We start from the raw sequence: 23,187 nt of genomic DNA on the forward strand, positions 1-23,187 counted from the left end.
ACGCGGTTTCCAACCTTAAAAAATTAGACTTCTGTATCACCTGAAACAGCCTTTACCAGCGATTCAACAATAATCCGCTCCAAGTCTAAAGATATTTCTAACGGAGGCTCAATGTTGTAGTCATCCTTGTAGACAAAGGAAGGTTTTTCCTTATAGAGATAATGATGCCATACCGGTGAAAATTCGCTGACAATAAACTTCCCGTCACTCATCAAAAGGTCAATATTGAGCCAGGAAACATCCAGAGCCTTCGCGAGGCGAACGGACAAATCAATGGCTTCCTGAGGCACATGACTCCATTCTCCGATTCCACCATCATCAATATTCATTTTCCACATTTCTTTAGTGGCCTGTAGGCGCCAATGTGCCTCAACTACTTTAAAATTACCGATGACAGTTTTCAGATCTCGGTCAATATTTATAAATTTTTGCGCCAAGATAGGAGGAGAAAAGAACGGAAAATTGACCTTTTTTTCCTTGATCAGAAAATAATAAAACTCTCTTTTGGTCAACAAGTTTAAAAAATGTTTGGCCGAATCGAAATTATAAAAATTCATGGTCGACAGGTTATAAAACTTTGTGAGCTCTTTTTTATCATTAACTCGATACACCGAACCTCCACCTGCACCAAACCGGTTTTTTATAACCATTGGATAGCCAAATCTTCTTTCAGCGACATCTACAAGCTCTTTGGACAGCAGAGGGAGGGTCTCAGCAATTGGAAAATTATTGCCTTGTAGAAATAAAAACTGACGATATTTATCGTTGTAATACCTTATCCCCTTGGGATCAGGAAACATCTTCAGGTGAGGAAACTGTTTACTGATATAGATTAAATTATCATGAACAGCTGAAAGTGCTAAAGGATGGTTTGAAGAAAAACCGAACGAAGGGAAATAGATGACAAAATCAACCTGATTGTAATCAAAGCTCATCCAGTCTTCATCTTGAAAATCTAATACCGTACAATCAACCCCATAGGAAGATAATTTTTTCTGGAAGGCCTCAAACCGGATTCTAGATCGAAATAGAACTGCTCGTAACATATGAACCCCCTTTGTTTATCTGACGTGACCGATTGGATTAACCAGACTTTCATTTTTTATTATACACACATTTTTTGTTCAAGTTGATGATCCAGGGGTGGTGGGAAGCGAAGTGAGCGGCCTGAGTTTTTCAGGTGCGACGTGTTGAATAAGGGTTCTTGCCAAAATCAAAGTGGTGTCAATAACGGGTATAGCCCCTGATACGTCTTGATCAAAAGCTAAAGGCAACTCGGTGCATGCTAATACAATCACATCAACTTTTTTCTCTTTTACATGCTCCATCACCTGGTTGATTATGGCTTTTGCTCTGTCTGTAACGGGTCTTGATTCTGCCTTAATCCCGTACTGGTGGTCATAAATTGCTTTGTGCAGAAGTCCCTGATAATAATTTTCGGGATAAATAGCATGGAGCCCGAATTTGCCCAGAGTCTGGCCATAAACATCTGAAAGCCGCGTTCCACTCGTACATAAAACCCCGACTCGTTTAATCGCTGGTTGATAATGAGCGATGACATCAGCCACAGCCTCAACCATATTCACCAGAACAATTGAAGAGTTAACCTCGTTGAGTTTTTCCCTTATTTTTGAAAAAATAGGCTCTGAATGAGATGTATTGCACGGTATCCCGGCAACAGTCACACCTATCCCATCCATGGTCTGCAGAATCTCAAAAAGAGTACCGGCTGGATTTTCAGGACATTCTCCCCTTAAAAATTCTGTTCGATCCGGGACATCAGATGGATAGGAAAACAGGACGACCTTAAGATGGTCTTGATCCTTTTCTGCACAGGTCTGGTCAAAGATTTTCTCTGCGAGATCCAAACCGGCATAGGGTCCGACCCCGCCGACAACGCCGATAATCGTTTTGTTCGTTTCTTTCATGAGAGCCTCATGAAATGCTTGCTGATGATTTTTATTGTTGCCATATAGCTTGGAACAGCACAGCGCAACTACACCTCACATTCGAATTTTACACAACAAATCCATGCCAAGAAGTACGCCGATTACGTTCACGAATGAGGCTTCATCTTGTGATGGTGTCCACCTGTAGAGTGCCCAAATCGAACGCTACCCCCTTTTCAAATGAAACGAAGAATCTAGCGACTATAACTCCTGAAAATAAACGTAAGGATTCAGAAGGCAGCAGATGCGTCATCAGGTTCATTCATAGATGAGCCTAAACCTCTGATGACGTATTTGCAAAAAATTGTTTGACTTTACCGACCACAAACGTCATCAGCTCTTTATCCAATTCATAATAAAAAGGCAGCCTCAAAAGGCGCCCACTCATCGTCTCGGTGACAGGAAACTGCCCTTCCTGGTACCCCATTTTTAAACCGACCGGCGAAAGGTGCAAAGGAACATAATGAAAAACCGAAAGAATTCCGTTTTCTTTCAAAAAATCTATCAGTGCATCTCGGGTCATTTCGTCTTTTAATATGATATAGAATAGGTGACAATTACTCTTACAATCACTACTCACATATGGAAGTCGGATATGCCCTTCATTCACAAGGTCGATCAACTCGCGATAGTAAAAATTAAATATCTTTTCCCGGCGCGTGTTAATCTGCTCCATATTTTCCAACTGCGCATAAAGAAATGCAGCCACAATGTCTGATGGCAGGAAGGAGGAACCAATATCAACCCAGGTATACTTGTCCACTTCGCCACGAAAAAACTTGCTGCGATTGGTTCCTTTTTCTCTTATAATCTCAGCGCGTTCAATAAAATCCTCATTATTGACAACCAGCGCCCCGCCTTCACCACAGATAAAATTTTTTGTTTCGTGGAAGCTATAGGCACCTAAATCACCGAAAGTACCTAAAAACTTCCCCTTATACATAGCATTTACCCCTTGAGCAGCATCTTCAACCACAAATAGATGGTGCTTCCTCGCAACATCCATAATAGTGGACATTTCACAGGCTACCCCGGCATAATGCACAGGTACGATGACTTTCGTCTTCTCGGTAATCGCACTTTCAATCTGCGTCTCATCCATATTAAGGGTATCGGGACGTATATCGACAAAAACAAGTTTTGCCCCTCGCAAATAAAACGCATTAGCTGTGGAAACAAAGGTAAAGGAGGGCAAAATAACCTCGTCGCCTTCCTTAATCTCACAGAGCAATGCTGCCATTTCCAAAGCAGCCGTACAAGAATGAGTCAGCAATATTTTTGGAGCTTCAAATTTTTCTTCCAGCAGCGCATGACACTTTTTGGTGAAAAGACCATCACCAGCTATTTTGCCGCTTAAAACTGACCGAGCAATATAATACAGTTCCTTGCCTACAATAAATGGCTTGTTGAATGGAATACGGAATGCCATGTCTTTCCTCAGTAAAAAAGTTCAGTTTAATTGTTACAATTTACAGAATAACACACAAGCGCGATAATTAACTCAAGCTATATCCGTATTTTTTTTTCCTCTGAGCCGCTAGAAAACATGACCAGACCTCCAATGGCATTATTCAACAGCATTCCAGCTAGATTAAAAAAACTGACGATCAAGGCAATTTCCGCCGGGACACCAAAGAGACTGTACAATAAAATATAAACACCTTCCCGGATTCCTACGCTACCAAACGATATGGGTAGCAAAAAAATGAAGTACAGGGTCGGGGCGATAAACAAATTAACGATAAAAGGCAAATCATAGCCCAGGGAGCAAAAGAACACCTGACTCTTCACTGAGCTGACTAGCTGTATGCCAAGAGACAGTGCAATAATCAATAAAACTTTGGGGTTGGTAACCGGTGCCAGCATTTCCTGAAAAGAAGCCGGGCTTAATCTGGTTTTATTTTCAAACCCGAACTTAGAACCGATTTTACCGAGGGTTGCCGCCATGTATCCATTTATTCTCTCCAGGCCTAGCGATAGAAGCCGGTTACGCATCACAATGATTACAACCGCGATGCATGCCAGAGCTGTTAATAGCAGCACAGTGGCAAGAAAATAAATTTGCTCAATTTCAGGGGTCGCAACAGTGGTTAACTGTGGATAGAGGATAACAATAATGGACATGCAGGTAACAAGTGCCATAATTTTTTCAATGACAATGATCACCATATTGAGGCTATACCCACCAAAGCGGCGGCCAGCGACATACACCCTGTAAGCATCCCAGCCGAGAGACGCAGGAACGAAAAATCCCAGAGCCAGTCCAATCCAGTAATGCTTGAAGATAAAACCGAGTGCCCCCCTTGCTTTTTGATAAAGAGCTAAAAGAGAATACCAGCGAAAAGCACCAATAAAAATCATCACCGGAGCATGAGAAAGGCCTAGAAAAAAAAGCCAGGGGTCGGTCTGAGAAAAATTGTCCTTCATCTGGACAAAGTCTACCTGCTTGAAGACAAAGTAAAGGACGAAGATCGGTAGAACCCAGCGAATACAGCTACGGATTTTCTTCCACCAGATGGTGTTTACATTTTTTCCCAAAATCCTGGGAAGATTCATACGTAGTCGTGTCCGATCTTTGACAATATAAACGGTGTCTTGCCACTTTTTGTCTTTTCGAGCTGTTCAACAACCTTAAAATCTATTTTTATCTCACTCCCCAATCTGACTCTCAGTGCCTCGGTAATGGAATCAGTTGACTTTTCCTCGAATGTTTCATCTACGATCATGTTGACATAAAGATGATCAACGGAATCCTGGACACATTGGGAAAGCTTAACCCCTTTAGCGTTATCGATTGTATGCTCCAAGACGTTGCCAAGGAATCTACCATCAGGGGTCTCAATATAATCATTCTGTCTGCCGATGATCTCCTTTACAACTCTAAAGTGACTCCCGCAGGCACATGTACGCCCTTCAGTGTCAAACACCACGTTATCGGCAACATTGTACCTGATAAGGGGCATGGCATAATTATAAAAGCCGGTTCCTACCAGAAGACCTGTTCCGGATTCAGCCGTGTTACCTTCCTCGTCAACAACCTCGTTATAGGCAAAATTCTCAAAAATATGCATCTGTTGATGGCGACATTCCGAAATAACCGCAACATTTTCGTGATGGGAAAAAAAATCATGTACCTTGCATCCATACGCTTCTTCGAGCAATTCTCGACGTCGCCTTGAGAGAGTCTCTCCTGCTGTAATAATTGATTCAAATGGGTGAAGCTTGATCCCCTCCTGCCTTGCAAACTGACTGATCATAAAAATAGAAAACGGGTAACCGATAAAAATATGCGGTTTAATGGTGTTGATCATATTTATGATTTCAAGGCCACTCTCTTTTTTCAACAGCTTTGAGTTAAAACGCCACATATTGACCCAAGGGTAACGTTTTGCGACCTGCAGAGGATTTTCAAAGGTATAACTTTGAATACTGAAGGTACGTTTACCTGGGAAATAGCCTGCCAACTGATACGCCCGCACAACAGCAGCTAATTTGTGCTCTTTGGTTGCGTTGTCGACGATCAGATGAAGTGGTGTCCCTGTTGAACCGCTTGTGGAATCCCAATTGACCCCAAACTGATCAGCGTTATCGGCAATAAAATCCTTTTGCCTTGTCCGCAAAACGTCCTTTTCTAACAGCGGTATTTTGTACATGTCCTCCCGCCCACGGAACTGAGCAGGATCAAGTTTTATCTCTGCAAACAGTTCTCTGTAATATGGAACATGTACAGCGGCATGCCTGATTACTTTTTTCAGCTGTTCATCTTGGTACGCTTCATACCTTTCCTTGTTCCATTTTTCAGAAGAAAGATAAAACAGGTATCGCTTAAAGGTCCTACTGGCAAGAGAAAGATTCATTTTTTTCATATAGGTTACCTTTGCTCGTTTATGTTATTTGAGGCCTATTTTTTCATTCACAACACTAACATCGAGATACGACAAAACGAACACCTGAAGTTCATGAGCAGATAAAATATATTTTCCTTTTATGCACCATCTACCAGACAATTTGCTCGACGCCTGACGATGTTTTAACTTCAATGTGCAACGTCTCCTTCACTTTATCTATAACTTTCCCCAAGCTATCAATATTTTTAGCAGCAACCAATATTGGACCAAGTCGCATGGTCTTATCGGTCAGTTTGGCGGTGGTTTGCCCGACTTGCAGGCCATCAAGAAAACTCTTATATACTCCATCAATAGCCTGCACCTCTTCGATCCCCTGAATATCCTGAATTTGCCCTTCTGGGAGATAGAAGCAAAGGTAGGCTGATGCGCCATGCGTTATCTGACTTGGCTCAATTGGGGAAATGTCCTTTTCACCAATCGCATACTTGATGAGCAATTCGTTGGCATTGACTGACGATGCCAGCGGAATCAAATCCGAAGAAATGAAGACCCCCCCGCCCCTTATGGCAGTTTCTACCAGCCTGATTTCACCGGATTGTTCATTAACCAAAAATTCACTGTGTGTAATGCCAAACTTTGGAGCAAACCCAGTAATCAACTTGGTATTTATTGCAAGCAGTTCCTGTTGCAGTTCCGGGATAACCCTGGAAGGGAAAATGGTCTGCCCGGGAATAAAAAGGTCGGGCAGGTTAAAATATACACGATCGCCAATCACCAGGTTAGTGAAACCTTCACTCCCCATGAAACCCTCAATAACCACCTCTCTGCCCTGAAAAAATTCTTCCAGTATCACCTTCTTTTCAGCGGAATGAACGATTGCCCCATCAAAGGTTTCCCTCAGTTCTTCTACGTTGTGTACCTTAACAATCCCACGACTTCCTTGACTATCCACCGGTTTCAAGACAAGCGGGAATTGAAGATCTGGAACAAGTGCACAAGCCTCTTCCACTGAAGATGCCTGGCGATGTTTTGGCCCTGGAACACCGACCTGTTCACAGCACTGCCGCATGAGATATTTATTCGTAAAACGCAAGGCACAGTCATACCCTATTCCGGGTAACCCCAACTGCTCCGCAACATAGGCAACGGTTGTCACAGGGATATCAGTTTGGTCTGTGAGTATTCCTGATATTTTCTCTGCCTGGGCGATACGGAGAATTTTCTGCCGGTCACGAACATCAACCTCGTAAAACCTGTCAGCAATGCCAAATCCGGGGTACTTGCCAGGCATGCTGATTACAACCACCTCAAACCCCATCTCCTGCGCTTGAGTAATAATCGGAACCTGGCACTCAGAGGCCCCTAGTATCATTAATGTTTTTTTCATCATAATGCTATTCAGTATAGTCGATAGGCTCCGAGACTTGCCTAAAATCCCTTAAGTTCGCTGCCGTTCACCGACCTCATCGCGAACCACGAACGGGGGTTTACCCATTGTTCGAAAATGTAATCGAGCAACATATTCTCCAATAACACCAATTGCAAACAGCTGTAGCCCCGCGAACAAGGCTATTTCTGCAGAGATAAATGCAAATCCGGGTACATAGTTTTCCTGAACCAGGCGACGAACGACGACATATAAAAAGAGGCACAAACCAAAAAGCGAGGTCAACACGCCTGCCCCACTTGCAATTCGCAGCGGCAGCGTCGAATACCCGGTGATCATATTGAAGGCAAGCAACAACAGTTTCTTCAATGTATATCCTGATTTCCCTTCCTTCCTGGGGTGATGATCGACCAAGACATGGGTCACATTGGCAGCGCTCCAAGAAAGGAGCACATCAACCGAAAGTTGAGCATCTGTAAAATTTTTAAAACCACGTCGCAACTCTGCCCGAAAAGCGCGGAACGCACTACTATGGTTGCCCATTTCCGCGCCAAGAACAACTTTGAGGGAAGATTTCAACAGTTTTGAAGAAAAATTACGCCAAGCGCTATGACTCCTTTGTGCAGGCCGTCCATACACCACATCGTATCCAGCACAAAGTTTTTCGAGTAACTTTGGAATTTCTTCAGGAGGATGCTGAAGATCGTCATCCAGAGTTACTATAATTTCATGGCGTGCGTGGTGGATACCGGCCAATATTGCATTATGCTGGCCGAAATTGGTCATCAAATTGTAACCACGAACAGAGGCTTTTTGGCTGGCTAATTGGACAACCACCTCCCAACTGTTATCATGACTACAATCATTGATGAAAAGAATTTCAAACTCCTTAACAACCGGACTCAGCGCAGACTCTATCCTGCTGGCAAGTTCTGCTAAAGTATTCTCACTATTGAAAACAGGTATGACCACTGATACTGTTGTATCCTGAATGTCAAGTTGTTTGATTTTATACATACAGCTGGAGCCTCCATCGGGCATCTATTTATAAAAAAATAAAAAAACGCACTTCAATAAGGATCTGATTTCAGAACTCCGCGAACTTCAAAAGACAACATATCAAGGAGGTATTGACCGTAACCGCTTTTTAGTTGATGTTCTGCCAGCACCTTGATCTGGTCAGCAGTAATATAGCCCATCCGATAAGCTACCTCTTCAATACAGGCAACTTTCAACCCCTGTCGCTTCTCAATGGTCTCCACATAATTACAGGCCTCAAGATATGATTCCGTGGTACCGGTATCGAACCAGGCAAACCCTCGGCCGAGCAGTTTAACTTTGAGCTTACCTTGTTGCAAATAGGCCCTGTTCACATCGGTAATCTCCAGTTCTCCGCGAGAAGAAGGCTCTAATTGCTCTGCAATGCTTATTACTTTGTTGTCATAAAAATATAATCCAGGAATAGCGTAATTGGATTTTGGCTTTTCGGGTTTTTCTTCAATGCCAACAACATTCATATCCTGGTCGAAATCAACAACACCATACCGCTTGGGATCTTTAACCCAATACCCAAAGATAAGGGCACCAGTTGTCAGATGGGACGCCTGAAGCAATGCCGGCTGAAATCCCTGCCCAAAAAAAATATTATCGCCAAGGACAAGACAGACGCTCTCAGCCCCAACAAACTCACGCCCGACAATAAAGGCATGGGCCAGACCACGTGGCTCATCCTGAATTGCATAGGAAATATTTAAGCCTAACTGTGCCCCATCACCAAACAGCTGCTCAAACCGGGGAATATCCATCGGGCTAGAAATAATGAGGATATCCCTTATCCCTGCCAACATAAGCACCGAAAGCGGATAATAGATCATGGGCTTGTTGTAGACCGGCAACAACTGCTTACTCGTTACATAGGTAACAGGATACAGCCGCGTTCCAGCCCCCCCTGCAAGGATGATCCCTTTCATAATTTTACCCTAGGCAGACGATGATAAAAAATTTGACCTATGGCTTACGCCCTCTATTCTGATCATAAAAAAATCATGACAAAAACACCCCTTAATTATTCTCTTATCACAAAAATAGCGGACAAAGAAACTTTGTCCGCTATTTTCTCCCAGGTGAAATGAACTCTTACCTCATGGAAGGTGGCTTCTGGGTGAAGTCATAATACCCATAGAGCCCGAATGGCAGGGTTTCGTACGAATAAGTCTCATACGGCAAGTTATTCAAGACGTTCAGGATTTCATCGTCCGAACTGCCAAGCAGATACAGCCGTACATAGTCCGGCCAGGGAACCGGGTTTCTTGAGTTGGCATGGGTGTAGAACATGATACCCCGTTGGTAATGATCCATGTAATACTGGCCGGTGAAACAGGTCAGATACGCCATTCTCTGGTACCGGTACTCCCGGGGATCAATGCCTTTTTCCAGTTTTGCCTTGCGGGCATCCATCATTATCTTACCGACAATGCGGCCGCGATATGTGGAGTAATAATGCGGCTTAAACAGGTAATCATTGTCGAGCCGCGTGGAGCCTACCAGCATGTCCAGATACTTCTCCTTCACTTCAGAACTCGTCCCATCAGGACCGGTAACGGTAAGGGTAACCGTGTACTCTCCTGTGCCCTTATACACATGAAATGGATTCTGCTCATCACTGGTGCTGCCGTCACCAAAATCCCAGTGCCAGCTGGTTCCGTTCCCAGTGCTCTGGTCGTAAAAATTTACCAGCAACTGCTGCCATCCCACCATTGAGCTCGCCCGAAATTGGGCGGTCAAGGGTGGAGCCGGTGTATCGACAACAACGAAGTTTTCCTTCACTTCAGTGGCCGTGACACCGTCGGTATCAGCTACCGTTAAGCTAACGGTATAGACCCCAGGTGCTGCGTACGTATGCACAGGGTTGCGCTCGGTATTGCTTTCATCGCTGGTTCCATCGCCGAAATCCCAGAGAAAAGTTCCTCTCCTGGAAGTGCCGTGAAACAAACTCCGATCACTGAACTCAACGGTCAGTGGCCCATTCCCGATCCGGTTGGTCGCAGAAAATTCCGCTTTGGTCAGTCCGGGTACATCGTCAACAGAGATAAAATCTACCCGGTCCACACACACCGTGCCATCGGCATCATCGGTTAGGACAATGGTGTTACGACCATAATTAAAGTAGTACACACCCAAGTCGTTGGAACCATCAGAGACAGTCTGATCAACTGTCACCGGCGTTGCACCGTTGGCGTGATTGATGGTAAATACCGCATTGGTCGCGTGCTCAGGGCGAGGCTGCCATCGGGCATAGACCTGGTACCAGCCTGGATAACGGACCATCATGACGATGGTAGCTTTGTCGTTCCCCGTGCCAGCAGCATTTACCTGAAAATTGGTGCCGCTGTAGTATTTACTCTCATCAGCCTCGCGTTCAGTTATCGGCCAGTTGCCGACAAACTCGATGTGGTTGAACTCCGGGTCAGGGTTGGTAACAAAATATTCAGCATCTTGAACAGGGTCCGGTGGATACGGTGAATCCCAGACCGGGGTCTGCGTATTGGAACCGAATCGTTGAAAATAACTACCGTCAGGCCGCTCGATAAAGTAACGGGTCCCATCCCCTCCAGGTATTTCGTAGGAGAGGTAATAGTTATATGGAGGAAGCCCTTCACTAAAGGTATACGGGGCGATCGCTGGGGTACCGTCGCGATAGAAAGGCTGCCAGTTTACATAGTCATTGCCGTTCCTCATGCCGCCAACATCCGGGGTAACGATGTCTGACGTGCCGTTATACCATTTCGGGGCATCAAAAGCGTCGATGTGGCCATTCTCGCTCCTGCTGATCAATGCGAGACCAGCTCCATAATTGGAGTGACCGCCTATGACGATATGCCCAAGTGGGTCACGCAGGGCTTTTTCATAGTCCGCCATCTCCTTCACTTCTCGGATGTAGTAAGTAACGCCCTTGTCAGTATTGGTATAAGTCCACACTCCAGGGCTTGACTCTACCGCACCGATCTGCTCGATGTCCGGCACAATTTCATCGATCATGTCACGAGGGGTGACATACCCATTTACGATATAGATATTCTCTATAGACGGGTTGGTATCCGGCACAATTTCACCGACATAGCGAAAGCGAACAGCATCAGCGCAGGTACTTGCAATCCGACTGCCGACCATCTCGCTTGTCGCGTAAATGGTCGCATCACCCGCACCATCAAAGGAAAACCTGCCCAGCGTATTCCACTGCCCCCCCCCCTGACTCTGGTCAACATACACCGTATCCAGACCATCCAGCGAAGTGATATCCACCTGAATGCTCGTCCCGCGGGTCGATACGCTTGTCCACCACATATCCACCTCATAAGTTCCCGGAGGATAGCCGTCAAATCTCCAGGTATAGGAGGCTGCTGGTCGTGCAAAGACACTGGTCGTGCCATATGAATTCGGACCACCGGAATCACGCCAGGTGCCGGTAGACTCGGTAGTCACCGGGTCCACCCCGTTATCAATAATCACCACCGGCCCACCGATGATCAGCTGTTGACTTTTACTTGCCTCAGCCCCTTGATCATCCGTCACGGTCAAGGTAATCTGGTGCGTTCCTGCAGTCAGCGACCCAGAAAATAAGGGTTGATCACTGAGAAATCCGTCAACATCTGATGTCCATCCATAGCTGACCACTGCTCCGTCACTGTCCACCGCCTCGCCTTCAAAATACACTGGTTCCCCTGCAAAGGGCGGATCTGCAAGGATATCAAAAAGGATGATCTCCGGCAGGGCGTTGCCGCCTCCCGGCTCAAGCTCCCCTACATAACGAAACCGAACAGCATCGGCGCAGGTGCTGGCAATTCGAGTGCCGACCATTTCACTCGTGGCATAAATGGTCACGTCTCCAGCTCCATCAAAAGAAAAGCTGCCAAGATTGTTCCATTGACCGCCACCTTGGCTCTGGTTGACAAAGAGCGTGTCCACCCCATCCAGCGAAGTTACCTCTACCTCAATATTGGCTCCACGGGTTGAGACGGCCGTCCACCACATATCCACCTCGTAAACACCAGGAGGGTAGCCATTAAATTTCCAGGTATAGGTGGCGGCCGGACGGGCAAAAACACTGATCGTGCCATATGAATTGGGCCCACTAGATACACTCCACGCCCCTGTCGATTCTGTCTCTGCAGGATCGGCACCGTTATCAATGATGACCTCCTGGGACGGGTACCCTATGACGACCTGTTGACTTTCAGTTGCCTCTCCCCCTTCATCATCAATAACCGTCAAAGAAATAGTATGGATCCCCTCAGTCAGCGTTGCTGAAAATGAAGGCTGATCACTAAGGAGACCGTCAAGGCTTGATACCCATTGGTAACTGACCACCACACCATCACTGTCAACAACTTCGCCATCAAAGAAAACAAATGCACCTGGCAGGGGCGGGTCAGCGACAACATCAAACACAATAATTTCAGGCGGGGCATTGCCACCACTCACCTGGCGGAACCACACTGCATCTGCAGAGGTGCTTGCCACCCTGTTCACAGCAGGAAGAAATTCATCTGTCGCTGTGATAGTGACACTTCCAGCCCCATCAAAATAATAGGTCCCTAAACTGTTCCAGGCCCCGCCATTCACCGTCTGATCAACCGTGGTGGCAACAGGGGTTGCCGCATTAATTTCCACGTCGATGTTCGTACCGCGGGTATCGACTACCGTCCACCACATCAGCACCTCATACTCGCCTGCCGGCTGTCCATCAAACTGCCAGGTGTGGGTCCCTTCCTGACGGGCGAATATACTGGTTGTTCCGTAGGAACCAGGACCGCCTGAATTATTCCAGATTCCAGTAGTGGAGGTGTTGGCAATATCCCCGTTGTCAACAATCACATCAGCTGACGTTATCGATGGCAACAGGAGCAAGGAATGCAGAAATAGCCATAAAACCAGATACCAACCAAACAGCATATGCTTACTTTTGTCATTCATAGTTAACTGCTCCTGTTTTCCCTATATTATTTCAATATTCTCCGCCAAGCGCGTAAGGGCGCTGCACTCGAAGCATACTGGACCCGCAATACAATCTATGCAATTACCATGCCCACCCCCTCCCTCTAAATTCAATACAATTATCTTCATAAAATTAATTAGTTGCGAAAGCACTAACCTGATACATTGGCTTCCATAACTAAGATTCAGCCCTTGTTATCATTGAAATCGTATTGTTTTTCCGAGGTGTCGAAAAACTTAACAAAACCACCGACCGTATTCCGGATTGCCGAAAAACCTAATCATGCCAAGGTTGCTTTTCCGGAATATTGAACAAAAAGACAAGCCCACTATTCAAATTTCCTCATCACATCACGGCATAACTTCCCAGCGAGCCTATTAATTCGAAAATGCCCTTAGATAAACAAACCAAACGCTCGAACTCCTGAAAAAAGTGTGTCAAAACCTTCTTCAGGTAGCTCATAGCCATGAACAGGAATTCAATAGAAATGAGTATGTAGCCGCAGCGTCAAACAACGCTCGAAAACGCTGGCGATGATCGAGGGCACCTGATCTTACATATTGAAATTAAATAAATATTCCAATATTATTTATGCGTAAGTGCAGTTGCCCCATGAGGTGCAGCTACACAGGGGTAACCTAACTGATACCACTGCAGTGAAGCTTATTCCGCACCAGCACGCCAGGGGTGCAGTTCTGTACACCTCACACTGGCACAGAAAGCGATCAATCAATTCATTTTTAAAAATATCAGCAAAGACGCTTAACCTTGGGTGTCACGAATATAGGGAAAAGTCAAAAAAGAGCGGGCAAAGAAGGCTTGCCCGCTCTTTTCAACTGAGGAGAGATATTACCTCATGGAAGGTGGCTTCTGGGTGAAGTCATAATACCCATAGAGCCCGAATGGCAGGGTTTCGTACCAGTAGGTCTCATACGGCAAGTTATTCAGGACGGTCAGGATCTCATCGTCTGAACTGCCGAGCAGGTACAGCCGTACATAGTCCGGCCAGGGAACCGGATCTCTTGAGTTACCGTGGGTGTAGAACATAATACCCCGCTGGTAATGATCCATGTAGTACCTACCGGTAAAACAGGTCAGATACGCCATTCTCTGATACCGGTACTCCTGAGGATCAATACCCTTCTCCAGTTTTGCCTTGCGGGCATCCATCATGACCTTACCGACAATACGGCCACGATAAGTGGAGTAGTAATGCGGCTTGAACAGGTAGTCATTGTCAAGCTGCGAGGCACCAATCAGCATGTTCATATACTTCTCTTTCACCACAGAGCTCGTCCCATCAGGGCCGGTAACGGTAAGGGTGACCGTATACTCGCCTACCCCTTTATATACATGGGTGGGATTCTGCTCGTTACTTGTACCACCGTCACCAAAATCCCAGTGCCAGCTGGTTACATTGCCAATACTCTGGTCATAAAAATAAGCACATAATTGCTGCCACCCAATATTCGCGCCGGCTATGTACATGTCAACCACCGAGGCTGGATAGATATCGTATTCGGGCGTTAAACCTGCACGAAACTGGGCCGTCAGCGGGGCGGGAGTATCAACCACCACAAAGTTCTCCTTCATCTCAGTGGAGGAAACACCGTTGGTATCGGTCACCGTCAGGCTCACGGTGTACACTCCAGGAGCTGCATAGGTATGCACAGGACTCCGTTCCGCATTTGTTGCGTCATTTGTCCCGTCACCAAAATCCCAGAGAAACGTACCCCGCATGGATGTCCCGTAAAACAGGCTCCGGTCTCTGAAGGCCACCGTCAAGGGACCGTTACCCGTGCGATTACTCGCTGAGAATTCAGCTCGCACAAGCCCAAGCGGATCATCAACAGAAACCAAGTCAACCCGATCCACACACACCGTGCCATCAGCATCATCGGTAAGGACGATGGTGTTGCGACCATAGTTGAAGTAGTAGACACCCAAGTCGTTGGAACCGGCAGAGACGGTCTGGTCTACCGTCACCGGGGTTGCACCGTTGGCGTGGTTGACCGTAAATACCGCATTGGTCGCGTGCTCAGGCCGAGGCTGCCACTGGGCATAGACCTGGTACCAGCCCGGATAACGAACCATCATGACGATAGTAGCCTTGTCCTCTCCGGTTCCAGCGGCATTGGTCTGGAAGTTGGTACCACTATAGTATCTCACTTCCTCTGGCCCTGCATCATCCAGCGGCCAGTTGCCGACAAACTCGATGTGGTTGAATTCCGGGTCAGGGTTGGTGATAAAGTATTCAGGATTCTGCACAGGATCCGGCGGATTTGGTGAGTTCCAGACCGGTGTCTGCGTCTCGTTGTCGTACCGCTGGAAGTAACTGCCGTCAGGTTGCTCGATGAAGTAACGGGTCCCATCCCCTCCCGGTATTTCGTAGGAGAGGTAGTAATTGTATGGAGGGAGCCCCTCGCTAAAGGTATACGGGGCGATCGCCGGGGTACCGTCGCGATAGAAAGGCTGCCAGTTTACATAGTCGTTACCATTGATCATGCCGCCGATATCAGGCTCAACAATATCAGAGGTACCGTTATACCATTTCGGGGCATCAAAGGCATCGATGTGCCCATTCTCGCTCCTGCTGATCAACGCGAGACCAGCTCCATAATTGGAGTGACCGCCTATGACGATATGCCCAAACGGGTCGCGCAGGGCATTTTCATAGTCCGTCATCTCTTTCACTTCTCGGATGTAGTAGGTAACGCCCTTGTCAGTATTGGTATAGGTCCACACACCAGGGCTTGACTCCACCGCACCGATCTGCTCAATGTCCGGCACAATTTCATCGATCATGTCACGAGGAGTGACATAGGCGTTCACGATATAGATATTCTCTATATTATCCACAACACGAATAAAACTCTCCTTGGTCTCCGTGTGCGACCCATAGGCATTGGTTACCGTGAGCGATACCGTGTACTCCCCGACTGCCCCATATGCATGTACCGGACTCTCTTCGGTGCTGGTTGCTCCATCGCCAAAATCCCACAGCGACGTTTCATACGTACCTGCGGAGACATTGGTAAACTGGATATCATTGTTCATCGCCGAAGTCGTCAGGTCCACTGTAAAATCTGCTACCGGTGGATTGGTATCCGGCACAATCGCACCGACATAGCGAAAGCGCACAGCATCAGCGCAGGTACTGGCAATCCGAGTGCCGACCATCTCGCTGGTCGCGTAAATGGTCGCATCGCCCGCACCATCAAAGGAAAACCTGCCCAGCGTATTCCACTGGCCACCACCCTGACTCTGGTCAACATACACCGTATCCAGACCATCCAGCGAGGTGATGTCCACCTGAATGCTCGCCCCACGGGTCGATACGCTTGTCCACCACATATCCACCTCATAAATCCCCGGAGGATAACCGTCAAATCTCCAGGTATAGGAGGCTGCGGGTCGTGCAAAAACACTGGTCGTGCCATATGAATTCGGACCACTGGAATCACGCCAGGTACCGGTAGACTCGGTAGTCGCCGGGTCCACCCCGTTATCAATGATCACCGTCGGCCCGCCGATGATCAGCTCTTGACTTTCAACCGCCTGTCCACCTTGATCATCCGTCACGGTCAAGGTGATCAGGTGCGCCCCTGCAGTCAGCGACCCAGAAAAAGAGGGTTGATCACTGAGAAACCCGTCAATATCTGACGCCCATTCATAGCTGACCACCGCTCCATCAGAGTCAACCGCAGCACTGTCGAAAGCAACAGGCTCACCAGGCAACGGCGAGCTGGCAACAATATCGAACAGGGTGATTTCAGGGGGGGTATTGCCCACAAACTCTATGACGAGCTCTTGACTTTCAACCGCCTGTCCACCTTCATCATCCGTCACGGTCAAGGTGATCAGGTGCGCTCCTGCAGTCAGTGACCCAGAAAAAGAGGGCTGGTCACTGAGAAATCCGTCAATATCTGACGCCCATTCATAGCTGACCACCGCTCCGTCACTGTCTACCGCCTCGCCATCAAAATACACAGGCTCTCCGGCAAAGGGCGGGTCTGCGAGGATATCAAAAAGGATGATCTCCGGCAGGGCGTTGCCGCCTCCCGGCTCAAGCTCCCCTACATAACGAAACCGAACAGCATCGGCGCAGGTGCTGGCAATTCGAGTGCCGACCATTTCACTCGTGGCATAAATGGTCACGTCTCCAGCTCCATCAAAAGAAAAGCTGCCAAGATTGTTCCATTGACCGCCACCTTGGCTCTGGTTGACAAAGAGCGTGTCCACCCCATCCAGCGAAGTTACCTCTACCTCAATATTGGCTCCTCGGGTTGAGACGGTCGTCCACCACATATCCACCTCGTAAACACCAGGTGGGTAGCCATCAAATTTCCAGGTATAGGTGGCGGCAGGACGGGCAAAGACACTGGTCGTACCATATGAATTGGGCCCACTTGATAGACTCCACGCCCCTGTCGATTCTGTCTCTGCAGGGTCGACACCGTTATCAATGATGACCTCCTGGGACGGATAACCAACGATGACCTGCTGACTTTCCGTTGCCTCCCCCCCTTCATCATCAACAACCGTCAAAGAAATAGTATGGATACCCTCACTCAACGTTGCTGAAAATGAAGGCTGATCACCAAGGAGACCGTCGAGGCTTGACACCCACTGGTAACTGACCACCACACCGTCACTGTCAACGGCTTCGCCATCAAAAAAAACAAGTTCACCTGGCAGGGGCGGGTCAGCGACAACATCAAACACAATAATCTCAGGCGGGGCATTGCCACCACTCACCTGACGGAACCACACTGCATCTGCGCAGGTGCTTGCCACCCTGTTCACAGCAGGAAGAAATTCATCTGTCGCAGTGATGGTGACGCTGCCAGCCCCATCAAAATAATAGGTTCCTAAACTGTTCCAGGCCCCGCCATTCACCGTCTGATCAACCGTGGTGGCAACGGGGGTTGCCGCATTAATCTCCACGTCGATGTTCGTACCGCGGGTATCGACTACCGTCCACCACATCAGCACCTCATACTCGCCAGCCGGCTGTCCATCAAAGTACCAAGTGTGGGTTGCCTCCGGACGGGCGAATATACTGGTTGTTCCGTAGGAACCAGGACCGCCTGAATTACTCCAAATTCCGGTAGTGATGGTGTTGGCAATATCCCCGTTGTCAACAATCACATCAGCCAAAGCAACTGATGGAACCACGACCAGGGAAAGTAATAACAGCCCTATACCTAGCCACCTATCAAGCATCCCCCTTTTCCCTGCTCCATTCATAGCACCTGCTCCCCCACGCATAACTATTTGTGTAATCGTGACAACACACTGATGAGTACGCAAACCACTCTCCAGGCAATACACTGTCCCAAATTTATTTTGCATAAAATATGCCCAAACAAACAAAACCTGCATCGTTCAAAATTTTCCCTGTAGAGTGAATTAGATACAGCCAATCTTTTTACTCAGGCCCATAGATACCCGTCGTTCCACTCGTCATTTATTTTGGGAATATAAAAAAAATTCCGGAACACCGGACAACCGGATGTAATATTTAAATAACAAAAAAAAAGAGCGGGCAAAGAAAGCTTGCCCGCTCTTTTCAACTGAGGAGAGATATTACCTCATGGAAGGTGGCTTCTGGGTGAAATCATAATACCCATAGAGCCCGAATGGCAGGGTTTCGTACCAGTAGGTCTCATACGGCAAGTTATTCAGGACGGTCAGGATCTCATCGTCCGAACTGCCGAGCAGGTACAGCCGTACATAGTCCGGCCAGGGAACCGGATTCCTTGAATTGGCATGGGTGTAGAACATAATACCCCGCTGGTAATGATCCATGTAGTACCTACCGGTAAAACAGGTCAGATACGCCATTCTCTGATACCGGTACTCCTGAGGATCAATACCCTTCTCCAGTTTTGCCTTGCGGGCATCCATCATGACCTTACCGACAATACGGCCACGATAAGTGGAGTAGTAATGCGGCTTGAACAGGTAGTCATTGTCAAGCTGCGAGGCACCAATCAGCATGTTCATATACTTCTCTTTCACCACAGAGCTCGTCCCGTCAGGGCCGGTAACGGTAAGGGTGACCGTATACTCGCCTACCCCTTTATATACATGGGTGGGATTCTGCTCGTTACTTGTACCACCGTCACCAAAATCCCAGTGCCAGCTGGTTACATTGCCAATACTCTGGTCATAAAAATAAGCACATAATTGCTGCCACCCAATATTCGCGCCGGCTATGTACATGTCAACCACCGAGGCTGGATAGATATCGTATTCGGGCGTTAAACCTGCACGAAACTGGGCCGTCAGCGGGGCGGGAGTATCAACCACCACAAAGTTCTCCTTCATCTCAGTGGAGGAAACACCGTTGGTATCGGTCACCGTCAGGCTCACGGTGTACACTCCAGGAGCTGCATAGGTATGCACAGGACTCCGTTCCGCATTTGTTGCGTCATTTGTCCCGTCACCAAAATCCCAGAGAAACGTACCCCGCATGGATGTCCCGTAAAACAGGCTCCGGTCTCTGAAGGCCACCGTCAAGGGACCGTTACCCGTGCGATTGGTCGCAGAAAATTCCGCTCGCACAAGCCCAAGCGGATCATCAACAGAAACCAAGTCAACCCGATCCACACACACCGTGCCATCAGCATCATCGGTAAGGACGATGGTGTTGCGACCATAGTTGAAGTAGTAGACACCCAAGTCGTTGGAACCGGCGGAGACGGTCTGGTCTACCGTCACCGGCGTTGCACCGTTGGCGTGGTTGACCGTAAATACCGCATTGGTCGCGTGCTCAGGCCGAGGCTGCCACTGGGCATAGACCTGGTACCAGCCCGGATAACGAACCATCATGACGATAGTAGCCTTGTCCTCTCCGGTTCCAGCGGCATTGGTCTGGAAGTTGGTACCACTATAGTATCTCACTTCCTCTGGCCCTGCATCATCCAGCGGCCAGTTGCCGACAAACTCGATGTGGTTGAATTCCGGGTCAGGGTTGGTGATAAAGTATTCAGGATTCTGCACAGGATCCGGCGGATTTGGTGAGTTCCAGACCGGTGTCTGCGTCTCGTTGTCGTACCGCTGGAAGTAACTGCCGTCAGGTTGCTCGATGAAGTAACGGGTCCCATCCCCTCCCGGTATTTCGTAGGAGAGGTAGTAATTGTATGGAGGGAGCCCCTCGCTAAAGGTATACGGGGCGATCGCCGGGGTACCGTCGCGATAGAAAGGCTGCCAGTTTACATAGTCGTTACCATTGATCATGCCGCCGATATCAGGCTCAACAATATCAGAGGTACCGTTATACCATTTCGGGGCATCAAAGGCATCGATGTGCCCATTCTCGCTCCTGCTGATCAACGCGAGACCAGCTCCATAATTGGAGTGACCGCCTATGACGATATGCCCAAACGGGTCGCGCAGGGCATTTTCATAGTCCGTCATCTCTTTCACTTCTCGGATGTAGTAGGTAACGCCCTTGTCAGTATTGGTGTAGGTCCACACACCAGGGCTTGACTCCACCGCACCGATCTGCTCAATGTCCGGCACAATTTCATCGATCATGTCACGAGGAGTGACATAGGCGTTCACGATATAGATATTCTCTATATTATCCACAACACGAATAAAACTCTCCTTGGTCTCCGTGTGCGATCCATAGGCATTGGTTACCGTGAGCGATACCGTGTACTCACCGACTGCCCCATATGCATGCACCGGACTCTCTTCGGTGCTGGTTGCTCCATCGCCAAAATCCCACAGCGACGTTTCATACGTACCTGCGGAGACATTGGTAAACTGGATATCATTGTTCATCGCCGAAGTCGTCAGGTCCACTGTAAAATCTGCTACCGGTGGATTGGTATCCGGCACAATCGCACCGACATAGCGAAAGCGCACAGCATCAGCGCAGGTACTGGCAATCCGAGTGCCGACCATCTCGCTGGTCGCGTAAATGGTCGCATCGCCCGCACCATCAAAGGAAAACCTGCCCAGCGTATTCCACTGGCCACCACCCTGACTCTGGTCAACATACACCGTATCCAGACCATCCAGCGAGGTGATGTCCACCTGAATGCTCGTCCCACGGGTCGATACGCTTGTCCACCACATATCCACCTCATAAATCCCCGGAGGATAACCGTCAAATCTCCAGGTATAGGAGGCTGCGGGTCGTGCAAAAACACTGGTCGTGCCATATGAATTCGGACCACCGGAATCACGCCAGCTGCCGGTAGACTCGGTAGTCGCTGGGTCCACCCCGTTATCGATAATCACCGTCGACCCGCCGATGATCAGCTGTTGACTTTCAACCGCCTGTCCACCTTGATCATCCGTCACGGTCAAGGTGATCAGGTGCGTCCCTGCAGTCAATGAAGCAGAGAAGGAGGGTTGATCACTGAGAAATCCGTCAATATCTGACGCCCATTCATAGCTGACCACCGCTCCATCAGAGTCAACCGCAGCACTGTCGAAAGCAACAGGCTCACCAGGCAACGGCGAGCTGGCAACAATATCGAACAGAGTAATTTCAGGGGGGGCATTGCCCACAACCTCTATGACGAGCTCTTGACTTTCAACCGCCTGTCCACCTTCATCATCCGTCACGGTCAAGGTGATCAGGTGCGCTCCTGCAGTCAGCGACCCAGAAAAAGAGGGCTGATCACTGAGAAATCCGTCAATATCTGACGCCCATTCATAGCTGACCACCGCTCCGTCACTGTCAACCGCCTCGCCATCAAAATACACAGGCTCTCCGGCAAAGGCCGGGTCTGCCAGGATATCAAAAAGGATGATCTCCGGCAGGGCGTTGCCGGAAACCTGCCTGAACCAAACCGCATCAGCGCTGGTACTGGCCGTCCTGTTAAGCGAAGGGATAAATTCATCGGCTGCGGTAATGGTGACGCTGCCAGCCCCATCAAAATAATAGGTTCCCAAACTGTTCCAGGTTCCGCCATTCACCGTTTGGTCAACAGTGGTGAAAGCTGGAGTTGCCGCGTTAATTTCCACGTCGATGTTCGTAGCTCGAGTATCGACGACCGTCCACCACATCAGCACCTCATATTCACCTGGCGGCTGTCCATCAATCTGCCAGGTGTGCGTTGCCTCTGGACGGGCATATATACTGGTTGTTCCGTAGGAGTTGGGACCACCGGACTCGCTCCACGTTCCGGTAATGGTTGTATTGCCAACATCCCCGTTGTCAACAATCACATCTGCTGACGTTATCGGTGGCAACAAGAGCAGGGACAGCAAAAATAGCCACATCCCCATATATCGACTAAAGGATCTATGCTTACCTGTGTCATTCATAGTGATTCACTCCAGTTTTCCTACTTTGCTCATCAATAGAGACCGCCAGAGGCGCAAATGTTCTCATTTTCCAAGTTACTTGTAACTGCAGTTCCATTCATGCAAATACAGTTCCCACCAGAGCGAAGCTGAAACGATTACTCTTTTTAAAATAAAAACAGATAATTAGAAAAAACCTTCTCTTGATATATTCTTGGGAAGCTGATTTTTCTTCCGGAATTCCGGATTGGGCAATTCGTAGCAATTATACAACCTGTTACAGCTCTTGCCGTACCACCTTGTAACACATTGACACCAAACACAATCCATATAAATACAAAAAACAGATATTCCATTACCCGCCTATAAAAACTATTGTCTTCGCCTAAGGTAAAGTATGATATTATTTCACAAGCTCTTCCGAAAAAAGCCGGGGACCTCACCCTCAACTACTTGACAACGCTACCCGTTGAAATAATAACAAATAATTAGAAAACAACATTATGCATATCATATGCAACGAATCCCACGGACTCACCTCATCCGGCACCAGAAAAAGCTACCCTTCGTTCCGGAATGGCGGAAAAATGAACAAAAAATTTCCGTATCTGCCAGCACTCCCTTTTACATCTCACCTGGCAGTCTATCGAAATCCGTCCGGAAAACATAAGCATTGCGGCAAATATGGTGAGCGAAACGCAAGCAAAAGCCAGATAGTGTCAATTTTTGTGGGAC

General features: G+C 47.9%; 11 protein-coding genes. All 11 read right to left on the bottom strand.

Translation table 11 applies throughout. From position 1 onward, the window contains the following. Window positions 1-23 precede the first annotated feature (23 nt). The 11 genes from ACZ52Z_RS12020 to ACZ52Z_RS12070 all read right to left on the bottom strand — a co-directional run bounded on the left by ACZ52Z_RS12020 (window position 24) and on the right by ACZ52Z_RS12070 (window position 22,473). Window positions 24-1,046 (bottom strand): ATP-grasp domain-containing protein, encoded by a 1,023-nt coding sequence (locus ACZ52Z_RS12020; protein ID WP_464267022.1) that lies wholly within the window; start codon window positions 1,044-1,046, stop codon window positions 24-26. Window positions 1,047-1,124: 78 nt separating this feature from the next. After that, window positions 1,125-1,928, bottom strand: a complete 804-nt coding sequence (locus tag ACZ52Z_RS12025) for an aspartate/glutamate racemase family protein (RefSeq protein WP_464267023.1) — start codon at window positions 1,926-1,928, stop codon at window positions 1,125-1,127. A gap of 295 nt (window positions 1,929-2,223) precedes the next feature. Then, entirely contained in the window at window positions 2,224-3,378 is a 1,155-nt protein-coding gene (gene rffA, locus ACZ52Z_RS12030; protein WP_464267024.1) for a dTDP-4-amino-4,6-dideoxygalactose transaminase, read from the bottom strand. 77 nt (window positions 3,379-3,455) lie between these two features. Next, a complete protein-coding gene (locus ACZ52Z_RS12035; RefSeq protein ID WP_464267025.1) occupies window positions 3,456-4,505 on the bottom strand; it encodes a lysylphosphatidylglycerol synthase transmembrane domain-containing protein in 1,050 nt (349 codons plus the stop codon). Next, window positions 4,502-5,815, bottom strand: a complete 1,314-nt coding sequence (locus ACZ52Z_RS12040) for a phenylacetate--CoA ligase family protein (protein WP_464267026.1) — start codon at window positions 5,813-5,815, stop codon at window positions 4,502-4,504. The genes ACZ52Z_RS12035 and ACZ52Z_RS12040 overlap by 4 nt, the downstream gene beginning before the upstream one ends. A gap of 130 nt (window positions 5,816-5,945) precedes the next feature. Next, window positions 5,946-7,187 carry an ATP-grasp domain-containing protein gene (locus tag ACZ52Z_RS12045; RefSeq protein WP_464267027.1) on the bottom strand — a complete coding sequence of 414 codons (1,242 nt, stop codon included), beginning with the start codon at window positions 7,185-7,187 and terminating at the stop codon, window positions 5,946-5,948. 48 nt (window positions 7,188-7,235) lie between these two features. Beyond that, complete coding sequence (locus tag ACZ52Z_RS12050; protein WP_464267028.1) at window positions 7,236-8,201, bottom strand: glycosyltransferase family 2 protein; 966 nt, start codon at window positions 8,199-8,201, stop codon at window positions 7,236-7,238. 53 nt (window positions 8,202-8,254) lie between these two features. Next, on the bottom strand, window positions 8,255-9,154 hold the full coding sequence (gene rfbA, locus ACZ52Z_RS12055) for a glucose-1-phosphate thymidylyltransferase RfbA (RefSeq protein WP_464267029.1): 900 nt from the start codon (window positions 9,152-9,154) through the stop codon (window positions 8,255-8,257). A 166-nt stretch (window positions 9,155-9,320) separates the two neighbouring features. Beyond that, window positions 9,321-13,157, bottom strand: a complete 3,837-nt coding sequence (locus tag ACZ52Z_RS12060) for a golvesin C-terminal-like domain-containing protein (RefSeq protein WP_464267030.1) — start codon at window positions 13,155-13,157, stop codon at window positions 9,321-9,323. Window positions 13,158-14,028: 871 nt separating this feature from the next. Then, entirely contained in the window at window positions 14,029-18,429 is a 4,401-nt protein-coding gene (locus ACZ52Z_RS12065; protein WP_464267031.1) for a golvesin C-terminal-like domain-containing protein, read from the bottom strand. A gap of 339 nt (window positions 18,430-18,768) precedes the next feature. Next, window positions 18,769-22,473, bottom strand: coding sequence for a PKD domain-containing protein (locus tag ACZ52Z_RS12070; protein WP_464267032.1), 3,705 nt, complete (start codon window positions 22,471-22,473; stop codon window positions 18,769-18,771). Between the last annotated feature and the right edge of the window lie 714 nt (window positions 22,474-23,187).

It is taken from the genome of Desulfogranum aggregans, from assembly GCF_055398265.1.